General features: G+C 44.2%; 20 protein-coding genes, 1 tRNA gene and 1 pseudogene. All 22 read right to left on the reverse strand.

The window, feature by feature from the left end:
* Positions 1-534: restriction endonuclease subunit S (locus DS742_RS06150; RefSeq protein WP_147325725.1), on the reverse strand; the 534-nt coding region annotated here is incomplete at its 3' end.
* Positions 535-536: 2 nt separating this feature from the next.
* Complete coding sequence (locus tag DS742_RS06155; RefSeq protein WP_117416122.1) at positions 537-863, reverse strand: DUF4357 domain-containing protein; 327 nt, start codon at positions 861-863, stop codon at positions 537-539.
* Between the two features lie 23 nt (positions 864-886).
* Positions 887-2,464, reverse strand: coding sequence for a type I restriction-modification system subunit M (locus tag DS742_RS06160; RefSeq protein ID WP_117416123.1), 1,578 nt, complete (start codon positions 2,462-2,464; stop codon positions 887-889).
* The gene (locus DS742_RS06165; RefSeq protein WP_117416124.1) at positions 2,464-2,682 is read right to left on the reverse strand and encodes a helix-turn-helix domain-containing protein; all 219 of its coding nucleotides are present in this window, start codon (positions 2,680-2,682) and stop codon (positions 2,464-2,466) included. The genes DS742_RS06160 and DS742_RS06165 overlap by 1 nt, the downstream gene beginning before the upstream one ends.
* Positions 2,683-2,801: 119 nt before the next feature.
* Positions 2,802-3,089 carry a molecular chaperone gene (locus DS742_RS06170; RefSeq protein ID WP_117416125.1) on the reverse strand — a complete coding sequence of 96 codons (288 nt, stop codon included), beginning with the start codon at positions 3,087-3,089 and terminating at the stop codon, positions 2,802-2,804.
* Positions 3,090-3,214: 125 nt separating this feature from the next.
* On the reverse strand, positions 3,215-3,514 hold the full coding sequence (locus DS742_RS06175; protein ID WP_117416126.1) for a hypothetical protein: 300 nt from the start codon (positions 3,512-3,514) through the stop codon (positions 3,215-3,217).
* Positions 3,515-3,525: 11 nt separating this feature from the next.
* Positions 3,526-3,801 carry a DUF6809 family protein gene (locus DS742_RS06180; RefSeq protein ID WP_117416127.1) on the reverse strand — a complete coding sequence of 92 codons (276 nt, stop codon included), beginning with the start codon at positions 3,799-3,801 and terminating at the stop codon, positions 3,526-3,528.
* Positions 3,802-3,825: 24 nt separating this feature from the next.
* Positions 3,826-4,203, reverse strand: coding sequence for a TnpV protein (locus tag DS742_RS06185; RefSeq protein WP_117416128.1), 378 nt, complete (start codon positions 4,201-4,203; stop codon positions 3,826-3,828).
* A gap of 13 nt (positions 4,204-4,216) precedes the next feature.
* Positions 4,217-6,493 (reverse strand): recombinase family protein, encoded by a 2,277-nt coding sequence (locus tag DS742_RS06190; RefSeq protein WP_117416129.1) that lies wholly within the window; start codon positions 6,491-6,493, stop codon positions 4,217-4,219.
* 76 nt (positions 6,494-6,569) lie between these two features.
* Positions 6,570-7,097: pseudogene (locus DS742_RS06195) on the reverse strand (type IV secretory system conjugative DNA transfer family protein); the annotation flags it as partial.
* Positions 7,097-7,579 (reverse strand): PcfB family protein, encoded by a 483-nt coding sequence (locus tag DS742_RS06200; RefSeq protein WP_117416130.1) that lies wholly within the window; start codon positions 7,577-7,579, stop codon positions 7,097-7,099. The gene DS742_RS06200 and the pseudogene DS742_RS06195, both read right to left, overlap by 1 nt.
* Before the next feature lie 36 nt (positions 7,580-7,615).
* Positions 7,616-7,927 carry a DUF5720 family protein gene (locus tag DS742_RS06205; protein ID WP_117416131.1) on the reverse strand — a complete coding sequence of 104 codons (312 nt, stop codon included), beginning with the start codon at positions 7,925-7,927 and terminating at the stop codon, positions 7,616-7,618.
* Between the two features lie 10 nt (positions 7,928-7,937).
* Positions 7,938-8,579 carry a DUF3846 domain-containing protein gene (locus tag DS742_RS06210; RefSeq protein WP_117416132.1) on the reverse strand — a complete coding sequence of 214 codons (642 nt, stop codon included), beginning with the start codon at positions 8,577-8,579 and terminating at the stop codon, positions 7,938-7,940.
* A gap of 54 nt (positions 8,580-8,633) precedes the next feature.
* Positions 8,634-8,987, reverse strand: a complete 354-nt coding sequence (locus DS742_RS06215; protein WP_242996411.1) for a hypothetical protein — start codon at positions 8,985-8,987, stop codon at positions 8,634-8,636.
* 183 nt (positions 8,988-9,170) lie between these two features.
* The gene (locus tag DS742_RS06220) at positions 9,171-10,097 is read right to left on the reverse strand and encodes a ParB/RepB/Spo0J family partition protein (RefSeq protein WP_117416134.1); all 927 of its coding nucleotides are present in this window, start codon (positions 10,095-10,097) and stop codon (positions 9,171-9,173) included.
* Positions 10,054-10,881, reverse strand: coding sequence for a ParA family protein (locus tag DS742_RS06225; protein WP_117416135.1), 828 nt, complete (start codon positions 10,879-10,881; stop codon positions 10,054-10,056). Before DS742_RS06225 ends, DS742_RS06220 begins: the two co-directional genes overlap by 44 nt.
* 6 nt (positions 10,882-10,887) lie before the next feature.
* Positions 10,888-11,817 (reverse strand): DUF6017 domain-containing protein, encoded by a 930-nt coding sequence (locus tag DS742_RS06230; RefSeq protein WP_009257912.1) that lies wholly within the window; start codon positions 11,815-11,817, stop codon positions 10,888-10,890.
* On the reverse strand, positions 11,814-12,017 hold the full coding sequence (locus DS742_RS06235) for a hypothetical protein (RefSeq protein ID WP_242996412.1): 204 nt from the start codon (positions 12,015-12,017) through the stop codon (positions 11,814-11,816). Before DS742_RS06235 ends, DS742_RS06230 begins: the two co-directional genes overlap by 4 nt.
* Before the next feature lie 569 nt (positions 12,018-12,586).
* Positions 12,587-12,663: transfer RNA gene (locus DS742_RS06245), tRNA-Arg, on the reverse strand.
* Between the two features lie 207 nt (positions 12,664-12,870).
* Positions 12,871-13,758 (reverse strand): DUF3881 family protein, encoded by an 888-nt coding sequence (locus DS742_RS06250; protein ID WP_117416137.1) that lies wholly within the window; start codon positions 13,756-13,758, stop codon positions 12,871-12,873.
* Positions 13,759-13,937: 179 nt separating this feature from the next.
* On the reverse strand, positions 13,938-15,272 hold the full coding sequence (gene gdhA, locus DS742_RS06255) for an NADP-specific glutamate dehydrogenase (RefSeq protein WP_117416138.1): 1,335 nt from the start codon (positions 15,270-15,272) through the stop codon (positions 13,938-13,940).
* 174 nt (positions 15,273-15,446) lie between these two features.
* Positions 15,447-20,771, reverse strand: a complete 5,325-nt coding sequence (locus DS742_RS06260; RefSeq protein ID WP_117416139.1) for a doubled motif LPXTG anchor domain-containing protein — start codon at positions 20,769-20,771, stop codon at positions 15,447-15,449.
* Between the last annotated feature and the right edge of the window lie 114 nt (positions 20,772-20,885).

Genomic DNA, 20,885 nt, shown 5'->3' on the forward strand with positions numbered 1-20,885 from the left:
ACGGACAATTTCACTCTGCACTGGCAGAGGTGGAACAGGTATAACAACACTTTCCATCTTCTTTTTAGACACATTAAATCGTGTTACACCGCTGGCAGTTTTCTTGATTTGTTTTCGTAAGCTATCAGAACGAAATAGATATTTTGCAAAGCCGGGCATAAGAATATCTGGATTGTTCAGTCTAAAACCGAAGCTAAAGCTATTCAAATACAGCTTTTCGTCTGTTCTTTCAGTAAGTACCGATGACATACCACATTCGTCTGGTGTTTCAGACGAGCCTGTGAACAAAATATCTCCATACTGAATGGTATTCTGCTTTTCATTTACTCCAATTTTAACTTTTTCCGGCACATCTATTTTTAGTGCCATGTTGGTAAAAACATTCATGTAGGTAATAAATTTAGCATTACCATCTGTGAAATCCGCTTTCGATTTTCCGCTTAATCCCCCGTAAAATGAGCCAAGTTCTCCTAAAGTCTTGAACTGAACTCCATCGGGGCAATGTTCTGAAATTAACTGCTCCAATTTGCTCATTATCATTTCACCTCTGCTATTTCAGCCAATGCTTCCTTTAACTTCTTTCCATTGCCATCTTTCCATGCAACCAATCCATTAGTGCTGCTTCCTGTAACAAAATTAGCGGCTGTAGAAGCACTCTTGAATGTAATATCTTTTTTAACAACTCCATCATTCACTGTTTCATTGCGGTATTTTTCTACCGTGTTTGCACCCCTAAATTTATCAGAATATGCAATGCGGTCACACACCGTTGAACCTTTCAAAACTGTCAACTCTTTTGTTTCTGCATTATATTCACCAGTTGCATTCACACCACTTTTTTCTCTTTTCAAATAAACACGCATTTTTTATCCTCCGCTTTCTGCTCTTACTTTTCTGTAAGGCTATTCTCTAAGTCAGAAATGATATTTTCTATTTCTGTTCTCAATTTATTTTCTCTTGCAACAATTTCTGCTATTTCGGCATTAAGAGCAGTAATATCAACAACTGCTCTTGTGTCCTCTGCCTCAACATAAGTTGTTACCGAAAGATTATAGTCTTGTGCTTCCACTTCTGAATTAGGAACAAGCCGTGATACATAGTCCTTGTCAGCCCTTGCAACAAATGTATCTATGATTGAATTGATGTTATCATCAGTCAATTTATTGCTATTCGTGACTTTGACACATTCTTTTGAAGCGTCAATAAATAAAGTACTATTCTCTGATTTTGATTTTTTAAGAACCATTATACAAGTTGCTATACTTGTTCCAAAGAAAAGATTTTCGGGTAACTGGATAACACAATCCACAAAGTTATTGTCGATCAAATACTTACGAATTTTCTGCTCTGTGCCACCACGGTATAAAACTCCGGGAAAACATACAATAGCTGCTGTTCCACTTGTAGCCAGCCACGCTAAAGAGTGCATGATAAAAGCAAGGTCAGCTTTCGATTTTGGTGCTAATACGCCAGCCGGAGAAAAACGAGGGTCGTTAATCATCAGCGGATTGCTATCGCCTTCCCATTTAATTGAGTATGGTGGATTAGATACAATCGCTTCAAAAGGCTCATCGTCCCAGTGCTGGGGACTTACCAATGTATCCTCATTCGCTATGTCAAATTTATCGTAATCAATATCATGCAAGAACATATTGATACGACAAAGGTTGTAAGTGGTTATATTGATTTCCTGTCCGTAAAAACCTTGTCGAACATTGTCCTTGCCCAAAATCTTTGCGAATTTCAGAAGCAGTGACCCCGAACCACAAGCGGGGTCATATACCTTGTTAACTTCTGTTTTTCCTACAATCGTTAGTTTTGTGAGAAGTTCTGAAACTTCCTGTGGTGTGTAATACTCGCCGCCGCTTTTACCAGCATTAGAAGCATACATTCCCATCAAAAACTCATACGCATCACCAAATGCGTCAATCGTATTGTCTTGATAGTTACCGAGCTTCATTTCTCCAACGCCATTCATCAGCTTTACAAGCCTTTCGTTGCGTTTGGCTACTGTACCGCCCAGTTTATTACTATTTACATCAATATCCTCAAACAAGCCTTTGAAATTGTCCTCGCTGGCACTTCCTTGTGCCGATGCTTCAATAGCACGGAAAACAGCTTCTAATGTTTCATTTAAGTTTTCGTCAGCAGAAGCATTTTTGTGAACATTCTGGAATAGCTGGCTCGGTAAAATGAAAAAGCCCTTGGTCGTAACCAAATCTTCTCTTGCTTGCTCCGCTTCGTCATCACTTAATGTTGCATAGTCAAATTCAGTATTGCCAGCGGCTATTTCTCCTTGATTGATATAATTTGTTATGTTCTCGGAAATGTAGCGATAAAACAACATTCCCAGAATATACTGTTTGAAATCCCAGCCATCTACACTACCACGCAAATCATCGGCAATGCTCCAGATTGTGCGATGTAGTTCGGCTCTCTCTTGCTCTTTTTTGTTATCCGCCATTATTGTTGCTCCTCCTCTGTATCGGTAAACTCCATCACATCGCCCACATTGCAATGTAGGACACGACAGATTTTATAAAGACTTTCCATTGTGACTTGCTCGTCTTTATTAAGGCGAAGTAGCACATTTCCACTGATACCGGCTGCTCGTTGCAATTCAATTTTTTTCATTTTTCTATCAATTAGCATTTTCCATAGCCTGTTATAGCTAATTCCCATCAAAGACACCTCCTCAAAATGGTTTATATTGCTTACATGAACAATTATATCACTTTCTCGTGATATAGTCATCTGTTTTCTCTGTGAACAAAATTGATTTTGCCTTGAAAATGATGTTTTTACTTTGCCAAACCTGTAAAGCCATTCTTTTTCGCATTCTCGCTGGCAGCTCTCCGGCGTTCCTCGCTGTATGGTGCAACAAGCCGGATAGACACTCTGGATTTGTCCAGCACATAGGACACTCCGCCCTCGCTATTGCTGTTTTCCAGCTTGCAAAGGGTAGGGTACTGCTTGCTGAATTTCTCCAATCTCCGCTTGAGGTCTGCATTGTAGGTAAATATGCTTGTTGTGGTATCACCCTCGCTGGTAAGCACAATCGTCTCTTTTTCGTATTTTGTCAGCTTCATTTGTGGTAGCTCCTTTCATTCATCGTTCTGTGTTAAAATAGCAAGTGAAAAGCCGTCCTTTTTGATATAAAGGGCGGCTTTCGTCCAGTAAGCTATCTTACTGGTTCAATATTCAATTTTGCGGGTCAGGACTTGATAAAATCACGCAGTAGATAGTTTAATTCCGCTATTCTCACAATGAACCATTCAGCGATATGTGGAATGATGAAGATTGCAAAGCTAAGTATAAATATCTGCAAGGCTTCTTTCCCAGTGGCAACTCCTGTTACCAGACAAGCAAGGGCAATCATGAAGAAAGCTCCGGCAGCCAGATTGAACAGGACAGCGGAAAAGCCTGTCACGAAGATACCCACCCACTGTATCAAGGTCACTATAATTACCACCGGCAATGCCAGCAGCTTAAAGAATAGCTTAATCAATATCATGGTGTCCTCCTTTATTTTGGCAGATAGGGAAGCTCGCTGACTTCCTTCATCATCATAAGTCCCAGTGCAAACCCATACTTAAACTGCTCGATTGTTTCAATTTCCATAGCTGTATAAATAGTATTTTGAAGTTCATTGAGCTTGGCATAATCTTCCTCACTCATGGTACTCTGGAATGAGTTCATCAAGTCTGTAATTGCTCTTTTCGCCTTGGAATACTCCTCGCTATGTGGTACTACTTTCTCAAAGGGATAAAGCTCCCCATTAAATAATGCTTCCATAATCATTTGCTGAACCTCTCTTTCGTCATATTAGGTGTAAATCATTTCATGTAACACAATTTCCTGTGCCCGGTTCTGAATGCTATTCATACACTGAACCCACATGAGCTGCTCTCTGGCTTTCATTTCCTCGGTCACGCCCTCGGCTTCTTTCATCTGCCGGATAATGGTTTCCAATCGGCTCTCTGCCTGTTCGTTAAGGTCTGCCAGATATGTCCAGAGGGTACAAGAAAGTGTCATGCTCTGATACATAGCCGAATGAACCTCTTTCATATAATCCCTGTACAACCGTCCCCATCGACCAATGGGGCGGTGTTCCTCCGGCAGTTTCAGCACTGGGATATAGTAATCGCCTACAAGCACATATTGAATGCCATTTTCATAGATAACTGGTTTCAATTCTCTCATGGTATCCTCCTCATTAAGCTGTCTTTGATTTTTTCTTTTCGATACATCTTCGGCTGGCTTCGCAAGAATAAGCTCTCTGTTTCGCAAGTCTTTCCGCTGCTTCTGGGTCTGTTTCAGCCTGTTCAATAAGCCGAAGTCGGTCAGCCGTCCTTTTCGCCGTATGTCGGCGGTCATACTCTTTCCGGCGTTCTAACATCATCTTGGCATACTCTGGATCACTTGCCATGCGTTCCTCCTCTTTTTGCTTCTTTCTGGCTCTGGCTGCGGCTTCCTTCGCCCTTAGAGCTTTCAGCTCCTTTGCCGCTTCTGGGTCAGTCTTGGCTTGCTCCACCAGCTCCTTTCTGGACAGCTTCACCTTTGCGTGCTGCCTTTCGTACTTTTCCTGTGATTTTGCTTTCTGCTTCTGTGCCACCTCTGGATTGAGGGCGGCTTCGGCTTTACGCTTTTCCCGATATTTGCGGCCACGCTCACGGTTCTTAGCTAAAAGCTCCTCATATTTTTCAGCAGCCACAGGGTCAGTTTTGGCGGCTTCTCGCAATTCTGCTTTCTTTTTCTGCTGTTTCTCATAGCTTCGCTTTGCTTTGGCTTCCTGTCTGGCAAGCTGCTCCGCCTGTATTTCCGCAATCCGCTGTTCCTCGGTAATCTGGGGCATTGGTGGAAGGAAATTCCCAATAAAGTTGAAATGAATATCAAGCTGTTGCTGTCGGTAGATGGTTCTGCCACCAGTTGCGGAGTGAACCACCACCTTTTCAATAAATTCATAGAGCATAGCGTCCGTCAGCTCGGTTATGTCCTTATATCGCTTCACAAGTGCTATGAACCGATTGGCTTCGGCTTTCTTAGCAAGGGTCTGCTCTGTGTTTGCTTCCATTTCAGCAATCTTATTCTCCAGAGTAAGCTGTTCCTCGTCATATTGGTTGATGAGTTTGCGGAACTGCCTTTCCGGTATCTTGCCAGTCATATTGCTCTCATACAGTCCTTTGATAAGAATATCCAGCTCTGCAATACGCTTTTGAGCTGTTGTGAGTGCTTTCTTATCAATGCTGACCGTTTCCGTTTGCTGGCTGTCCCACTGGGTCTGGAGCTGCTTTGTAAACTCTGCTTCGTTCTCAATGACATATTGTGAAACCACTTGCACCGCCCTTAGAATTGCCGCTTCCAGAGCCGATGTTTTGATGAAATGAGAGCTGCAATCCCTATACACATTCCTGTAATTACTGCACTGGAAAGCGGAGTCGGAGTCATATTCTTTTCCACCGTTCTTGTGCTTGCTCTCTGGACTGGAATAGCTCATGCGTCCACCACAGTCCGCACAGAAGATTAAGCCTGACAAACGATGGGTATATGTGCCATTGGGCAGCTTCTTCGGTTTTCTTTTCCGTAACCGCTGTACCTTCTCCCATAAGTCCTGTGTAATGATTGCTTCGTGGGTATCACGAAAAATTATCAATTCATCTTCCGTGGCTTTCCGGCGTTTCTTCGTCTTGAAGTTATCGCAAATGCTCTTGCCCAGCACCATATGACCGAGATATTCTTGTCGGTCTATGATATAGCCGACTGTGGTGCTATTCCATGTGTAAGGCTCATGATAGGAGTGATTTCGACAATTTTCGGGATAATATTTCTCAAAATATGCCGATGGTATCAGTATCTTATCTGCTGTGAGTATCCTTGCCACTTCCTTTAAGCCGATACCGCTGGCAACCAGCTCAAATATTCTGCGTACCACTCCGGCAGCTTCCTCGTCAACGAGAAGTGTCTGCTTATCTCCGGCTTCTCGCCTGTATCCATAGGGAATACTGCCACTACAACGCTTTCCGTCCTGCATTCTGGAACGGAAAATAGACTTGATTTTGTTGCTCGTATCCTTTGCATACCATTCATTCATGATATTAAGGAATGGGGTAAAATCATTGTCAGAGGGTTTGGAGCTGTCCACATTGTTATTGACCGCTATAAAGCGGACACCTTTGTTTGGGAACTGAACCTCTGTGTAAAAGCCTACTTGGAGATAATTTCGCCCAAATCGGCTCATATCTTTTACTATTACAGTATCCACATGACCAGCTTCGACCTCTGCCAGAAGGGCAGTGAAGCCGGGGCGATTGAAGTTTGTACCACTGTAACCATCGTCAGAAAAGTGCCGAATGTTCTTAAAACCGCATTGTCGGGCATAATCTTCAAGATATTTCTTCTGGTTTGAGATACTGTTGGATTCGCCTTGCTGTTCATCATCTCGTGATAATCGCTCATATAATGCGGTAATTTTGATTACGTCCTTCTTTGCCATCGTGCCGACCTCCTTCCCAATGTATTAAAAAAAGCATTCAGACGAATGCTACACTTTTCTGTCCTATTGTATTGTAACCCTTGGGGTCAGTGACCACATAGGAGCTGTGCATCTGGAGAAGGTTTGGCTTCAACCAAAAGCGAGTTTTACCAGAACCTGAACCACCGATAATCAGAACATTCTTATTTCGGGCATTGGCAGGATTCTTCGGACGATTGCTCATCATCAGCCGCTCCGTTTTCGTCAGAATTACATTGTCCTCAAACTTTGGTGCAATAAACGGCTCAATATCTTTTGCCGTTCCCCAACGAGCAGAACCGTACTCAACATTGTGCCGGTACTTCTTTGCGTTTTTGCCTTTTAGATAGACAGCCAGCCGAAGTCCTGCACCGCAGAAAATACCAAGCAGCAAATCCAACGGGTGAAAGCTGGGTAGCGGATTGTTCAGGGCTATCGGAAGGGCATTAAAAAAGCTGAGGATTTTCGCAGATGAATCTGCACCCTCAGCCAATCTCCATGCTTCTCCTAAATTCGTAGCGAACAACCCTACCAGAAAATACGGTAAATTCAGAATCAGGAGCTTTTTAATTTTTCTCTTATCCATTACAGATCACGCTCCTGTTTCTTCTCTCGAACCTTCTTCGGAATCGCTGCGACAATTTCCTTGAACTTCTTCAGCTGCGCCAGAACGCTCGGCTTTTCATTCTTGGTTAATGCCCTTGCCTGATGTTCCTTGCAGATCGCATCCAAAGCATCTGCATCTTTGGAACGAACAAAGACAAGAAACCGGGGAGGATCAACGGACTTATCTTTTCTTACGGCAAAGTCCACGCCGTACTTCTTGGCGAGCTTTTCAAAATCACGGATACTCTCTTTGTCGATCTCAACATTCGTAGCACCCTGATTCTGTCCCAAAAGCTGTTTCACGGATTGCTTTCCATGAACGCCAGGATCTCGTGCCTTTTTCATCTTCACTTTTTCCCGGTGCTGCAAATACTTGCGGATACCAACAATGATAGTGCGCCCTGTCAGCTTGGTTGTGCTGATCGCCAGGTTTACTGTCCTGTTTTCAACTTCTTCCTGCATGATTCATCACCTCCTGCAAGCAGTAGAGTGAACAGATCATCGTGCCATATCCCTGTGGTCGTAATACAGATTGCCCTTGGCAACTGCGGCATGGCTGATAATTTTGATATTGCCAGCTTTCTGGTTATCCAGAGCCTTCTGATAACCCACATCGCTCAAATACAGGCGATTTCTTTCGCCTTTCCAACCGACAGGCGATTCATCGGTCAGCACATCAAAAATAATCATGTGCTTGGTGGCTTCATCAAATCGTGCCAAGTCCATATAGGTATGTCCCTGGTACTCCTTGGCACCATCCTGAATCCGCTTTCGCTCCATCAACTCTCCAATCGTCGAATTTCTTTGCATAAGAACCTCCTTACAGAACATCTCGGTCAGGGTTACTTTTGTGGGGAACCGAATCAGCTTTGACAGGTGCATCTTCTTTCTTCACCATGTCATCCGGCAGGGGAAGCGCCATAATGCTGCGCCCCATGCGTACAAAAGTCTCAGGCCGATGAAAGTGTTCCTCAAACTGCTTCATCAGTTCCGGGGACAGAGAACAAAAATCATCCTCGCCCAATCCCACAACCAGAAAATCACCGGCGATAATGTCATAAATATCGCCGTCATCATCACGCAGCGCACGGTTCAGGTCTTTGCCTACGAGTTTACCTTCGTCGTGCATCACCAGTGCAACCGGCTCATTGAACGGATAAGTTGCCTCAATATCGCCACCTACGGCTTTCTGCAAATCCTCCAGCTCACAGCCGATCTGCACAGCCTGCGGATACATGAACGGCTTTACCAGTAACACATTCATGGTATCTGCCTGTTCTTTCTGAACCTCCCGTTCCTCGGTCGTGCCGAACGCAACACCGGTAAAGTTTTCAGAGTCCAGAATGTACTCCGAATTGTAATAAGCAGCTCTAACCTGTTCCTCTGCCGCATCGTGAGATTCAGCTTGCACCGTAACCGTTTTCTCCAAGGTTTCGGTAATCTTCACATCGTATTCTTTCAAGTTTTGATACCTCCGTTTCTTTGGAAATAAGAAAAGCGACCATCCATGAACCTGTTACAGTTCATAAATAGTCGCATCCGCATCGGCTAAAAGCTCGAACAAGCAAATATCGTCCAGTTCGCAAATCAGGGAACCCATGTCGAAGAAAATATCGTCCTCGCATTCCACCGTAGTAACCACGCTGCGGTGTTCGTTAAGACAAATGGCTTCTTCCTTGTCCATCGTAATCGTGGACATACAGGACACCACATAGAAGGTCATATCTTCTGCTAACCACAGCTCCTTGCTCTGAATCGTGCGAACTTTTTCATCGCCGCTCATATCTTCTACATAGGACAGAAGACGCACGGCTCTGCTGTTCAGAAGTACCGTTCCCTGATAGTCGATACCCTCACCAGCAGAGGACAATACTCGGTACTCGCAAACCATCTCGGCATTTTTCTGGAACGACCTTGCCAGAAGCGTAGGAGAAATATCATCGAACTCCTCACTGAAATTTACGAGCATATCTACCATATAATCAGGATCGCAAAGGTCGTAGAGTTTTTCCAAAGCGCCCTGAATGTTTTTGGGTGTAAACATTTTTTTACCTTACCTTTCCATTGATTTTTCTCTTTTTTTCTGCCACTGTTCCAAAAGCTGAATGATTTTATCCTCCATCTGCTTGTTGGTATAGGACTTCGGGAAGTATTTTCGCAACGAATCCGTTTTGAAGGTTACTCTGTCCAGCTCTCCCTTCTTGATTTCATTCATAATCTCGCACATCGCATCCAGCGTACACTCGCCCTCCTGTGCGAGCTTTTTAATTCGCTGTGCTTGCGAAAGGGAAGGGGCTGCTTGAGCATAATCCATTGCTGAAAGAAAATCCTGCTGTTCTTCACTTGCCAGGTAGGAAAGCTCCACCGCAGGATTGAATTTGATCTGACCCGTATCTACCATATCCAGCAGTTCCGGAATCAGTTCGGTCAGACGGATATACCTTTGAACCTGCACACGGCTATCGCCACTTTGTTCAGCAACCTGATTCACCGCCCACGACTTCTGCCCAAGTTGGGCAGAAGTTAAATCTGTCCGTTCGCCCTGATGTTTAATCGCATCCAGCTTCATCTTGTAGGCAAATGCTCTTTCGCTCGGAAGAATGGTTTCTCTCTGCAAATTCGCATCGACCATCAGAATAATGGCTGCATCATCGTCCAGGTCACGAACAATCGCAGGCATGGTTTCCTTACCCGCAAGCTCCGATGCCCGGTGCCGCCTGTGACCAGAAACGATTTCATAACCACCGTCGGGGTCAGGACGAACAATCGCAGGAGTGAGAACTCCGAAATCTCGGACGCTCTCCGCCGTTTTCATCATTTCTTCATCATCAACCACACGGAAGGGGTGTCCCTCAAAGGGGTGTAGCTCAGAAAGCGGAATTTCCTGCACACGCTCCTGCTGGGCTTCAGCTCTGGATTGATCGGTGGAGAAAATATCATCGTACCCCTTCAAGCTGATGTTTGCGCCTTTTCTCTGCATTGTTTAACACCTCCTTCGTCAAGACTCGGTAGGCATCCGCCACTTTTCCTTTCGGATCGTGCTGAAAGATACTGTGTCCTTCGGCACTGATTTCTTCTGCACGAACAGAGCGGGGAATGTCGGTCTTGTAAACCTTCAGCTTTCCTCCATAGCTCTCCCGAATCAGATTGCTGATGTCTTTGGAATAGTTGGTGCGGTTGTCTACCATAGTCAGAAGAATCCCTTCAATCCTCAGTTTCGGGTTGATTTGCCTCTTGACCTTGTTGATGGTTCCAAGCAACTGTTCCAGACCCTTTGCAGGAAGGTATGCTGCCTGAACCGGTATCAGCACATTGTCGGCAGCTGCCAACGCATTGACGGTCAGCATCCCCAAAGACGGCATACAGTCCAGAAGAATGTAATCATAGTTCTGTTTGACCGTATCCAGGTATTGCCTGAGAATGGTTTCCCTGCTCATGGCATTGACCAGTGCTACCTCCATACCTGACAGTTCAATGTTGGATGGCACCAAATCAACGCCCTCCGGATGATGAAGAATCCCTTCATCGGGAGCAATGGGGTTTTCCATCATAATCTTTCCCATCAAATCGGAAAGTGTCGGAGACAGATCATCAGGGCAGGGATTGCCCAAACTGACCGTCAGGGAAGCCTGGGGATCGGTGTCTACCAGAAGCACCTTTTTTCCTTCAAGAGCCAAGCCAACGCCCAGATTCTCGGTGGTGGTGGTCTTTCCAGTGCCTCCTTTCTGATTGACCACCGCAATGATGGTTGCTTTTTTCGACATTTTTCGTCACTCTCCTTCCTCTCGCTTCATTTTCAATTTCTTAAATCCTCCTTCCAAATATCCGTGTGACATATCGTGCCGAACAAGAGCATCGTAGTAGGTGTCTATTGTCGTCGGCGCATTGTATATCGTAGTCAGCATATACTGACGGATATTTCTAATCTTTGTAGTGTTCTCTTTGAAGCAGTCCATAACATATCGAATGTGTTCGACATTCAGTTTCATAAACCGGCTGCGGACAATTTCTGCCGGACGTTCCTCTGCACCAATGCGAATCAATGGTCGCTTCGTGCAAACTGTTTCAACGATCAACTCCAGAATGTTATCCAGCATTTCGGAATCGTAAGGGTAATCCTTCTTCAACAAATCAATACTGAGCTGATCCGAGAAATAATCAAAGTATTCTTGATACCGGTCATTCTCGTCCATCATTCCACCATTTCCGGAAGGAAAGATAGAATCAGTATCACTAAATTCAGTATTTTTAATATCAGTATTATTACATTGTGATTTCGGAAGTTCTTGAGTTGTGATTTCCATTGTTCCAGAATTGTGATTTTCACAATTCAAGAGTTGTGAATCCACAGCAGAGATAAAGTTCTTCACATAGATCAGGTTGGGCTTTCCCAAACCCTGGCGCTTACGTTCAATCAATCCTGCTTTCTTCTCAAGTTCACTGAGCAGCTTGATAGCCTTTTGTTCAGCACAGTTCAGAGCCATCTTCGCTTCGTCGATTGTAAAAATGATATACACTCGACCGTTTTTATCTATCCAACCATTCTTGGCAGACAGGCTCATGCGGTCAAGCAAAATGCCATACAGCATCTTGGCATCGGCAGAAATATTCCAGAACCTCTCGTTCGTGAACAACACCTTCGGAACTCGATAGAATGTGAATAGATCGGATTGCTGACCGTAAAAATAATCAAAACTCACACGGCTTCACCACCTTCTTTCTGCGGAAAACTTTCTGTTGTCAGCGGAATGCTGCGGAAAGTCGTATCCGTCTTTTCGTAAGGACATCGGGTAAAATAGCAGAAGCGGTATTCCTGTTCATACACATCCATATCAACGAAGCCCCACTTCACGCATAACCTTCTTCGTACACCAGCCAATGCACGGGTGATCTCGCCCATAGGGACAGCCATCACATTCCGACTTGGGTTTCGGTGGCAAAGAGATTAAGTAGTAGCAATTATTTCTACCCAGACGGCAACCCTTTCTGCCATTCGTCCAGAAGTAGCAGTAATGACAGTCGCTCGGCTTGTCTGCGGTATAAACAGGCTTGCTCAAATGAAACACCTCCAATCTCTTGTATTTGCCCATGGTTTTGGGCATAAAAAAAGAGCGCCTATCCATTCCCGATGCGGGGCAAATAGACGCTCTATGTATATAACGATATTCAATTTTATCTGCTATAACTGCATGGTACTCAAAACATCCGCCTTTTTTGATTAGCTGGATTTTTGGCACGATTTTGGGGCTGATTAGCAGGAAGGGCATTTTCATTAGCAAGAACAGCCCGTTTTCTGCTAAAAATTAGCTGGCGATTTTGTCTTATAACAACCGTTCGATTCTGGAGGGGTTGTCAAAAATCAAATTTTGGAGTAGAATTTTATCTCATACAGTGAAAGAGCTTTTTCGTGCCTTTTCATATAAGAAAAGCCGAAAACCCTTGAAAACAAAGGCTTTCGGCGTTGTTCACTGGCGTCCATAAGAGGATTTGAACCTCCGACCCCACGCTTAGGAGGCGTGTGCTCTATCCAGCTGAGCTATATGGACGTGTCTGATATATGATTATAGCCCGATCAAAGTCGAACTGCAATCCCTTATTTAGTTTTTTTGAGGTGGCCGTTGTAACGCAACCTTAGGAGGCGGTCGCTCTATCCAGCTGAGCTACGGAAACATATCTGTGCTGCAGGCAGCCTGCAGCACAGTTCAAAACTTATTATATGCAAATTTAAAGAATTCGTCAAGTCATTCTTGGATTTATTCCTCTGATTCCTTGAATTTTACAGTTCCCTGCATCCAGATCTGTCCTTTGAATCTGCGCCCGATTTCCGGTGTTCCTGTTAAATCTTTTTTCGCTATGCCGACATGGAATATTAAATCACTGCACTCAAGAGTAAAATCGTATACCTCTTCTTCCGTAATCTGGTTCTTCATCTCATCAATTTTTATGATCTCACCAATTACAGAATACTGGTCGCATTCTACACCGCATGGCATAAAGCACGAATCAATAATCGAATATAAGTCTTCCTTCATCACCCGTCTTGATGCCTGGGAATAGAGATCAATATCTTCAATCGTCAATGTCTCCATGGCATCTTCATCACCGTTCTTTGCGGCTTCTAACAGATTATTGCGGTCCTTAGCGGCTACTCTCGCTTTTTCTCTCTGAATATCTGACTTCTGAATGGGGAGAAGAACCTTTCCACTGACTGCAAGACCTGTAAGGCATGAATAACTGGTATCCATGGAATGATGGTCTATGATCCGTTCTCTGCATTCAAAGGAATTGTCTATATAAAAGATCAGAGAAATTCCAACTTTATATTCGTCTAAAAGCCCGGCGTAGGTTTCCCGTTCCGTGTGACGCTGAATGGAGCATGATACTTCCGAAGTTATATCACTGCTTTTTAAATAGGGGTAATAGTACATTCTTTGAAACTTCCCATCCCGGTCCATCTCTCCATAGATGGCAATCCCCATCCCGGGCGCCACTTCTCTTCGGATTTCACACAGATTGGACTCCTCGTCAATCTGTATCCTTCTCATATCGGACAGATCTTCACAGAGCCTGTCTAACAGCTTATCAATATCCCTGTCTTTTTCATAAAGACTGAAACCAATGGTTCTTAAGAATTTATGCATAGAATCATCACCTGCTTTCTGTTTTTCTAAGATATTTTTCAGGAAAACAATAAGGCGAAGAATACTCCGCCTCAAGCCTTACGGTTTATTATATACTAAAACATTTGAGAATTCCAGTAAAATTTTTGTTGTTAATAAATTCAAGTCCGTACCTTCCAAAAACAGGTACGGACCTGGTCTTATACGATACCCTGTGCCATCATGGCTTCAACTACCTTCTCAAAGCCGGCAATATTGGCACCTGCCACATAATTTCCCTTCACACCGTAGCGTTTTGCAGCTTTTGCAGTCTTCTCATAGATTCCCACCATGATTTCATGAAGCTTCTTGTCAACTTCATCAAAGCTCCAGGAAAGCCTTAAACTGTTCTGGCTCATCTCCAGTGCAGAAGTTGCCACACCGCCTGCGTTAGCTGCCTTACCAGGCATAAACAGCATTCCATTCTCAAGGAAGAAATCTGTTGCCTCTCTGGTAGAAGGCATGTTCGCGCCTTCCGCAACTGCAAAGCATCCGTTGGCCTTCAGCGACTTCGCATCCTCTAAATTCAGCTCGTTCTGAGTTGCACAGGGAAGCGCAATATCACAAGGTATGGTCCAGATCCCTTTTCCTTCTGTATATGCGACAGAAGCAACTTCATTGGCATATTCTTTAATCCGTCCTCTGCGTACTTCCTTAATTTCCTTTACTACATCAAGGCGAATGCCGCTCTTGTCATAGATATATCCATTGGAGTCACTTAAAGCAACAACCTTTGCCCCCAGCTGGATCGCCTTTTCCGATGCATAAATTGCCACGTTACCGGATCCGGAAATAACCACATTCTTTCCTTCCAGCTCTCTGCCATTACGTCTGAGCATCTCGTCAAGTATATAAATGAGTCCGTAGCCAGTTGCCTGGGTACGCACCAGAGAACCTCCGTAGGAAAGTCCCTTTCCAGTCAGAACTCCCTCATAAAGCCCGGTCATGCGCTTATATTGTCCGTATAAATAGCCGATCTCTCTGGCTCCAACGCCAATATCTCCCGCCGGCACATCCTGATCCGCACCAATGTATTTGGATAATTCGGTCATAAAACTCTGGCAGAACGCCATGACCTCTCTGTCTGATTTGCCCTTGGGATCAAAATCTGATCCGCCTTTTCCTCCGCCGATGGGAAGACCAGTTAAAGAATTTTTAAATGTCTGTTCAAAGCCTAAAAACTTTAAAATACCCTGATTCACAGAAGGATGAAGTCTCAAACCTCCTTTATAAGGCCCGATAGCACTGTTAAACTGTACCCGAAATCCTTTATTCACTCTTACCTGTCCGTTGTCATCTACCCACGGTACACGAAAAGAGATAATACGTTCAGGCTCCACCAGACGCTCTAAAAGTGCGGCTTTTCTGTATTTTTCTTCATTTGCATCAATGACAATGCGCAGAGAATCAAGAACTTCCTTTACTGCCTGGTGAAATTCTCCTTCTCCCGGGTTCTGCTTTACGACTCTGTCATAAACTTCATCCACGTAAGACATAATTTTCTTTCCTCCTAAGATAATAAATAATACCATATTATTAATAAAATAAAGTTATTCCTAATGTCAAAACAAGGCCGGAACTCCTTAAAGTTCCGGCCTTATCTCCCCGCCATAACTTTTTAAAATTATAGCAAGTTAATTTAGTAAAGTCAATAAACCATTTTCTTTTAATTATTTATCTGGCTTCTTTTTTTTATTAATAGCCGCATAGAGTGCCAGCATGAAGCCTGACAGTGCTACCATAACCTTTCCGGCATTAGACTTGCGCTCCCCTGTCTTAGGTAATTTTGCCAGAGGCACGTTTCCGTCATCAACCGTGACCATATCAATCTGGCTTTCACCCGGCATGTTTGCCAAAGGCACCGGATCTGGTATAATTGTTACCGTGCTTTGAGGCGAACGGGGTGTCGGACCATCATCATCGCTACCTTCGCCGCGTATTCTCTCATCCTGAATGGTAATTGTAAAGCTGTTGATCCCATCAAGAGTCAGAGGCGGAATACTGGAATTAATCATGTATCCGGACGGCGCTCTGGTTTCAATAATCGTATACGTGTCTGCTGGCAGCCGCTTGATCAGATACTGCCCGCTGCCGTCTGTTTCAAATCTGGAAGCCTCTTTTTCATTCGCTGTATATCCTTCGAACGAACCATTATTAAGCTTCACATAACTGCCCTCCGAGGTTTTCATAATAAACTGTGCCCCGCCCAGTTTGATATCAGCAAACACAGCATTTGTCTTAACCACAATCACCTTTGACGGCTGATTCTCAATCGCACCCTTTGTCTTTTCAAATAAAGAGGGTTTTACATAAAGCTCACTCTTTTCAGACTGGCTTAAGGTAAATTCACTACTCCACGGCTGAGTACCAAGCAAATATCCTTTTGGCGCTTTCGTCTCTGTGATCCGGTACGTTCCATAAGGCAGGTTTGTGATCTCTGCCTTACCCGAAAGGGTAAATACAATGGAATTACCAGTCACATTTTCCGGCGTCCAGGCTGCTCCATCAGAAGCTGCCAGCCTGCGGTAACTGTCCCATGCTCCCGGAACCACGGTAGATAAATTGGTCAGTGTGAATTCTGCTCCTTCCAATCTCTTATTGGTATCTTCGCTGTCTACCTTTTCCAGGCTCAGGCTTCCTGTACTGATCTGATTTGTTACTGTTAATGCCACCTCTGAACCATTGTCTACAGTGACAGCTTTGCTGTTATCCTTTAAGATGCTGACCTTTCCTTTTTCGTCCACTCTGATGTAGAACGGTTCAATAGTATCATAACGGTCAGACGCATCCTCCCTGATCTGGTAATCTCCGTGTTTTAAGCCCAGGCTTAAACTGCCGTCATCTCCTGTAACAAAGGTTCCGCTTCCGGCATCCTGCTGCGTGTGGAACCGGCTGGCCCCGAATATGGATAGAACTCCGTTATCTTCGTATTTTCCAGGTCCAAGAATATGGAAGCTGATTCCACTTATACTTCTTTGCAGATTATCCGTTTTCTTTATCTTTATAACAAATTGTGCACGGTCATTTACTACCTGGTTATCAGCCGTCAGCTGAGCCGTTTTCTGGTCTTCTGAAAGAATAAAATCAAATTCTGCCTTACCGTTTAAGCTTAAATAACCTTCCGGAGCTTTCTCCTCTTTCAGCGTATAGGTACCATAAGGTATCCTTCCAATATCAACGTGGCCATTAAATGCTGTAAACCGAATGCCGGTTCCATTTTTTTGCACATCACGGATTCCCATGGTGCCCAGTTCTTCTGCGCTCATCTTAAGAAGCTTTTCTGTGAAGTCTTCAAATGCGCCTTCTACCTGGGTTGTTTTCTCTGTTAAAGAGAATTCAGCCGATGGAAGAAGTTTTTCTGTTACTCCATCCACCTTATCAAAGGTCAGACTTCCTGTTCCGTAATCATTGAAGACAAGCTCACTGCCATCTGCTGTCACTATGCTGGCTTCACTGTCTGCCTTTAAGGTGACTTCATAGACCCTGCTGCCTGTTTCATATCCAGACGGAGCTGTCTTCTCTTTTACATAATAGGTTCCAAGAGGCAGCATCTGGGACTCTCCCATTCCATCATTTCCTGTTGTCATAGTACCGGCAAGTGCTGTTAATCCATCATCGGAGTAAATCTCAAATACAGCTCCTGAAAGATGCATTTCATGGTTATGGGATGCAGCCTTGTTGATCCTTATTTTAGCCCGGTCTCTCACATCATATACTGAAATCCTGTCTGTATTACCGGTTTCCAGTACGGAAACTTCCGTATCTGCAGTCACACTGTAGTTTTCCGGTGCTTTGATTTCTTTTAAAATATAATTTCCTGCAGGCAGTCGTTTTACCGTTACCGTACCGTCGCTGCCGGTTGTAAATACAGATCCCTCCTCTTTTTTGTCTGTCAGTCCGGTATACGAGTTGTTTCCGTCAAGTGTCACATACTTCCCTTCAGATGTCATTAATACAAATTCCGCATTGGAAAGCAGGGCATTTGTTGACTTATCCCGTTTTTCAATGATCAGCTCATGGGGTGTATTGGCAACCGCACTTTCTCCAGTCAGGCTGATACCTTCCGGTTTTTCCAGCTTAAATTCTTTTGTAAAGCCATGGCTGCCCCCAAAGAGATATCCGCTGGGTGCCTGGGTCTCTTTCAGTGTATAGGTTCCGTAAGGTATCTGTGTTAAAATTCCCTGCCTGGAATTTTCTGTCCCATCAACCCGGAAGTTTATAGAAAGAATACCTCCATCTGTTCTGGTTGTTACGGAAGAAACGCCAAGTCCTGTCACATGTTTCAAATACTCTTCAAACGCTCCTTCTACCAGAGACGTGCCGCTCAGTTCAAACCATGCTCCCGTAATCAGGTTCTTACTTTCCCCATCCATTTTTTCAATGGCAATTGGTGCAGTCAGTACCTTATTGGTCACTATAACATTGATTTCATTCTGTTCCTGACTGTTAAGGACGATTTCCGGTCTGTCTTTTCCATTCAGTAATGAGACAGCTCCGTCCTGACCGATCCTGACGTAGAACGGTTCTATGGTCTGGTAACCAGATGCAGGAAGCTCTGTAATCTCATAATCGCCGTAAGGCAGATTCCAGGTAACAACTCCCTCGTCACTGGTCTGTTTTACTTCATAGCCGGAATGATCCGGATCATTTATTTTAAACTTATTTCTGATAAATGGGTTCCAGGTACTGCTCTCGTACTTTCCTGGTCCTGAGATGGAAAATGAGATACCCTTTACTGCATCATTTCCGGCATTATCCGCCTTTCTGATGCTTAAACTGTATTCTGTTCTGGTATTCTCAATAACGTTTCCTTCTATTTTGCTTAATTCCGCTTTCTGCCCTTGGGAACTGATTTCAAATCCGGTTTCTCCCAGCTTCTTTGAGATATCATATCCGTCAGGAACCTGTAGTTCTGAAAGAGTATAGCGCCCAAGCGGTATTCCGGTAATGTTTACCAATCCGTCCGTAACCTTAAAGCTAACGCCCTGCTCCGTCTCCTTTACGTCTGCTATTCCCATGGATACAGCATCTTTTTTCATGGACGCAATCAGTGCACTCCATGCATCTTTGACCACATCACTCTGCTTTTCAATCTGGAACACGGCACCGCTAAGCTTCTCCCTGGTGAGCCCGTCAATCTTTGTAAATTCCAGTGACCCGGTTATATAGGAATCCTCTACAGTAACCGTGCTCTTTATTGGATCAGCCTCAGTCTTAAACTCCTTGCTCTTAAGAATCCATGCCTTTTGTCCCTGGACCTTATAGGAATCCATGGATACCATATCCCCGGATACAGCATTGGCAATCTGGTAACCTGCAGGAGCACTGTCTTCAACTATTATATAGTTCATGTAATAAAGAAGCTCGCCTGCGTTCCATACTGCTTCACCGTCTGTAAGGGCTGTTTCGCCGGCTGCTGCCGGACTTTTAAGCACACTGGAATCGGTGATCTGTGAATTATTGAAGGAATCCATTTCCTGGTTTGTAAAAGGACCATATACGGTAAAATGAGCTCCTGCCACTGGATTTTGTGCTTTGTTTGTTTTCTTTACCGTTACGTTTCTATACGGAACAAAGCCTATGTCCTTGGTTGTATCATATTCCCCTGATGTTGACCATAAGAAGAAATCTTCTGAGGAATATCCATTTTTCGTTTCATTAAAGTTGCTGTCACGGCTTTCATTGTAGTTTACTCCGCCTTCCAGCAATGTCTTTGGCAGTCTGGATCTGCCTGCCTTTTTATTTTCCCCGTCTGGCAGCATGTTAGGTTTGGCAAGCTTCAATACCAGATCCTCGAAACCTTTTGGCATAGTCCCCTCACTCACTTCAATCTGATAATGAGACGGATCATCTCCCTTTAAACTGGTTAACCGCAGAGACTTGCCGCTGTACCACTCATCCTCCGTACTCTCTGTGAAATCTGAGCCGGTGAGTCCATATGGCTTCGCAGGTGTCAGATTGTCAAATAAGAATCTGGCATCCCCGGTTCCCGGTTCCATGGAAATCTGGTCATCCCCGTTTTTGCTGAACTTCAACAGGCTGACATTAAAGTAACCGCTCTGAAGCAGAGGGAACAAATCTGTAAGTAGATGGTCATTCTTTATGCTTTCATTCTGTATTCCGTTGTTGTCATCATCAATCCAGATTCTGCCTGAAACCTTAACATTTCCAGGAACCAGAAGCACCTGGACGGAATTGCTGGTCTGTACCTGGGAGAACTTCTTTTCCTCACTCTCAAGGCTTGCTTCTTTATAGCTGTAGGCTGTGGCAAAATCATTGACTGCATAGCCGTAAGCGGCCTCTTCCAGCTCTTTTGCCGTACTGTAAGGCACGACTGTCTTATACGTAACAACCAGGTTCTCCCCTGGTGCCAGATAAAATTCAGGATCTGTGATCTTAATGCGGATGGCGGTAGGATCACTGGAACTTCCGGACCAGAATCCGGTGGTATTGTCATTTAACATCGCATTCTTTCCGGCATTTGCATCATCCTTACTTACAAATGCTTTATTGGAATACGAAATCTCATAATCAAATCCCTGAACCTTTCTTCCCGAACTTCCTGAATCTTTTCTGTTTTCAATTGCGATAGACTGAATGCTGTCATACTTCAGCCGGAAGTCACTGAGCCTTCCAAAATTACCTGTACTGAAATCTCCTTTCACCGGCAGGATATCCATAAGCTGCAGCTGGCTGACATAATCCTGTGCCGATGCATTGTTTACCATGAGCCGGTATAATACAGTTCCGTCGTACTGTGTAAGTTCTGTATCCTCTGCTGTTTTTGCTACCTTTCCTACCGTAGTTCCTGATACATATCTGGTATCTAAATTTCCTTTTACCTCTTTATAAAGCTGGATACCAGTTCCGGTGCTCATGGTATTTTCTGCTGAATCAGAAGCATAACCGTAGCTGCGGTATTTTTCATCAGGCAGTAACGCTCCGGCGGGTAAATCACTGCTGGGCCACTTGGTTCCTGAGCTGGTATTAATCATAAAGGAGGCTCCGGTATGGTTCAAAGAAAATGCCGGCTGCAGTACATCGCTGGTTACGAACAGAGTATTTAATATGTTTTTACCATAATTAATCCCGAATTATTCATGAGAGGG

This window comes from Lacrimispora amygdalina (assembly GCF_003432035.1).
Taxonomy (GTDB): Bacteria; Bacillota; Clostridia; order Lachnospirales; family Lachnospiraceae; genus Lacrimispora; species Lacrimispora amygdalina.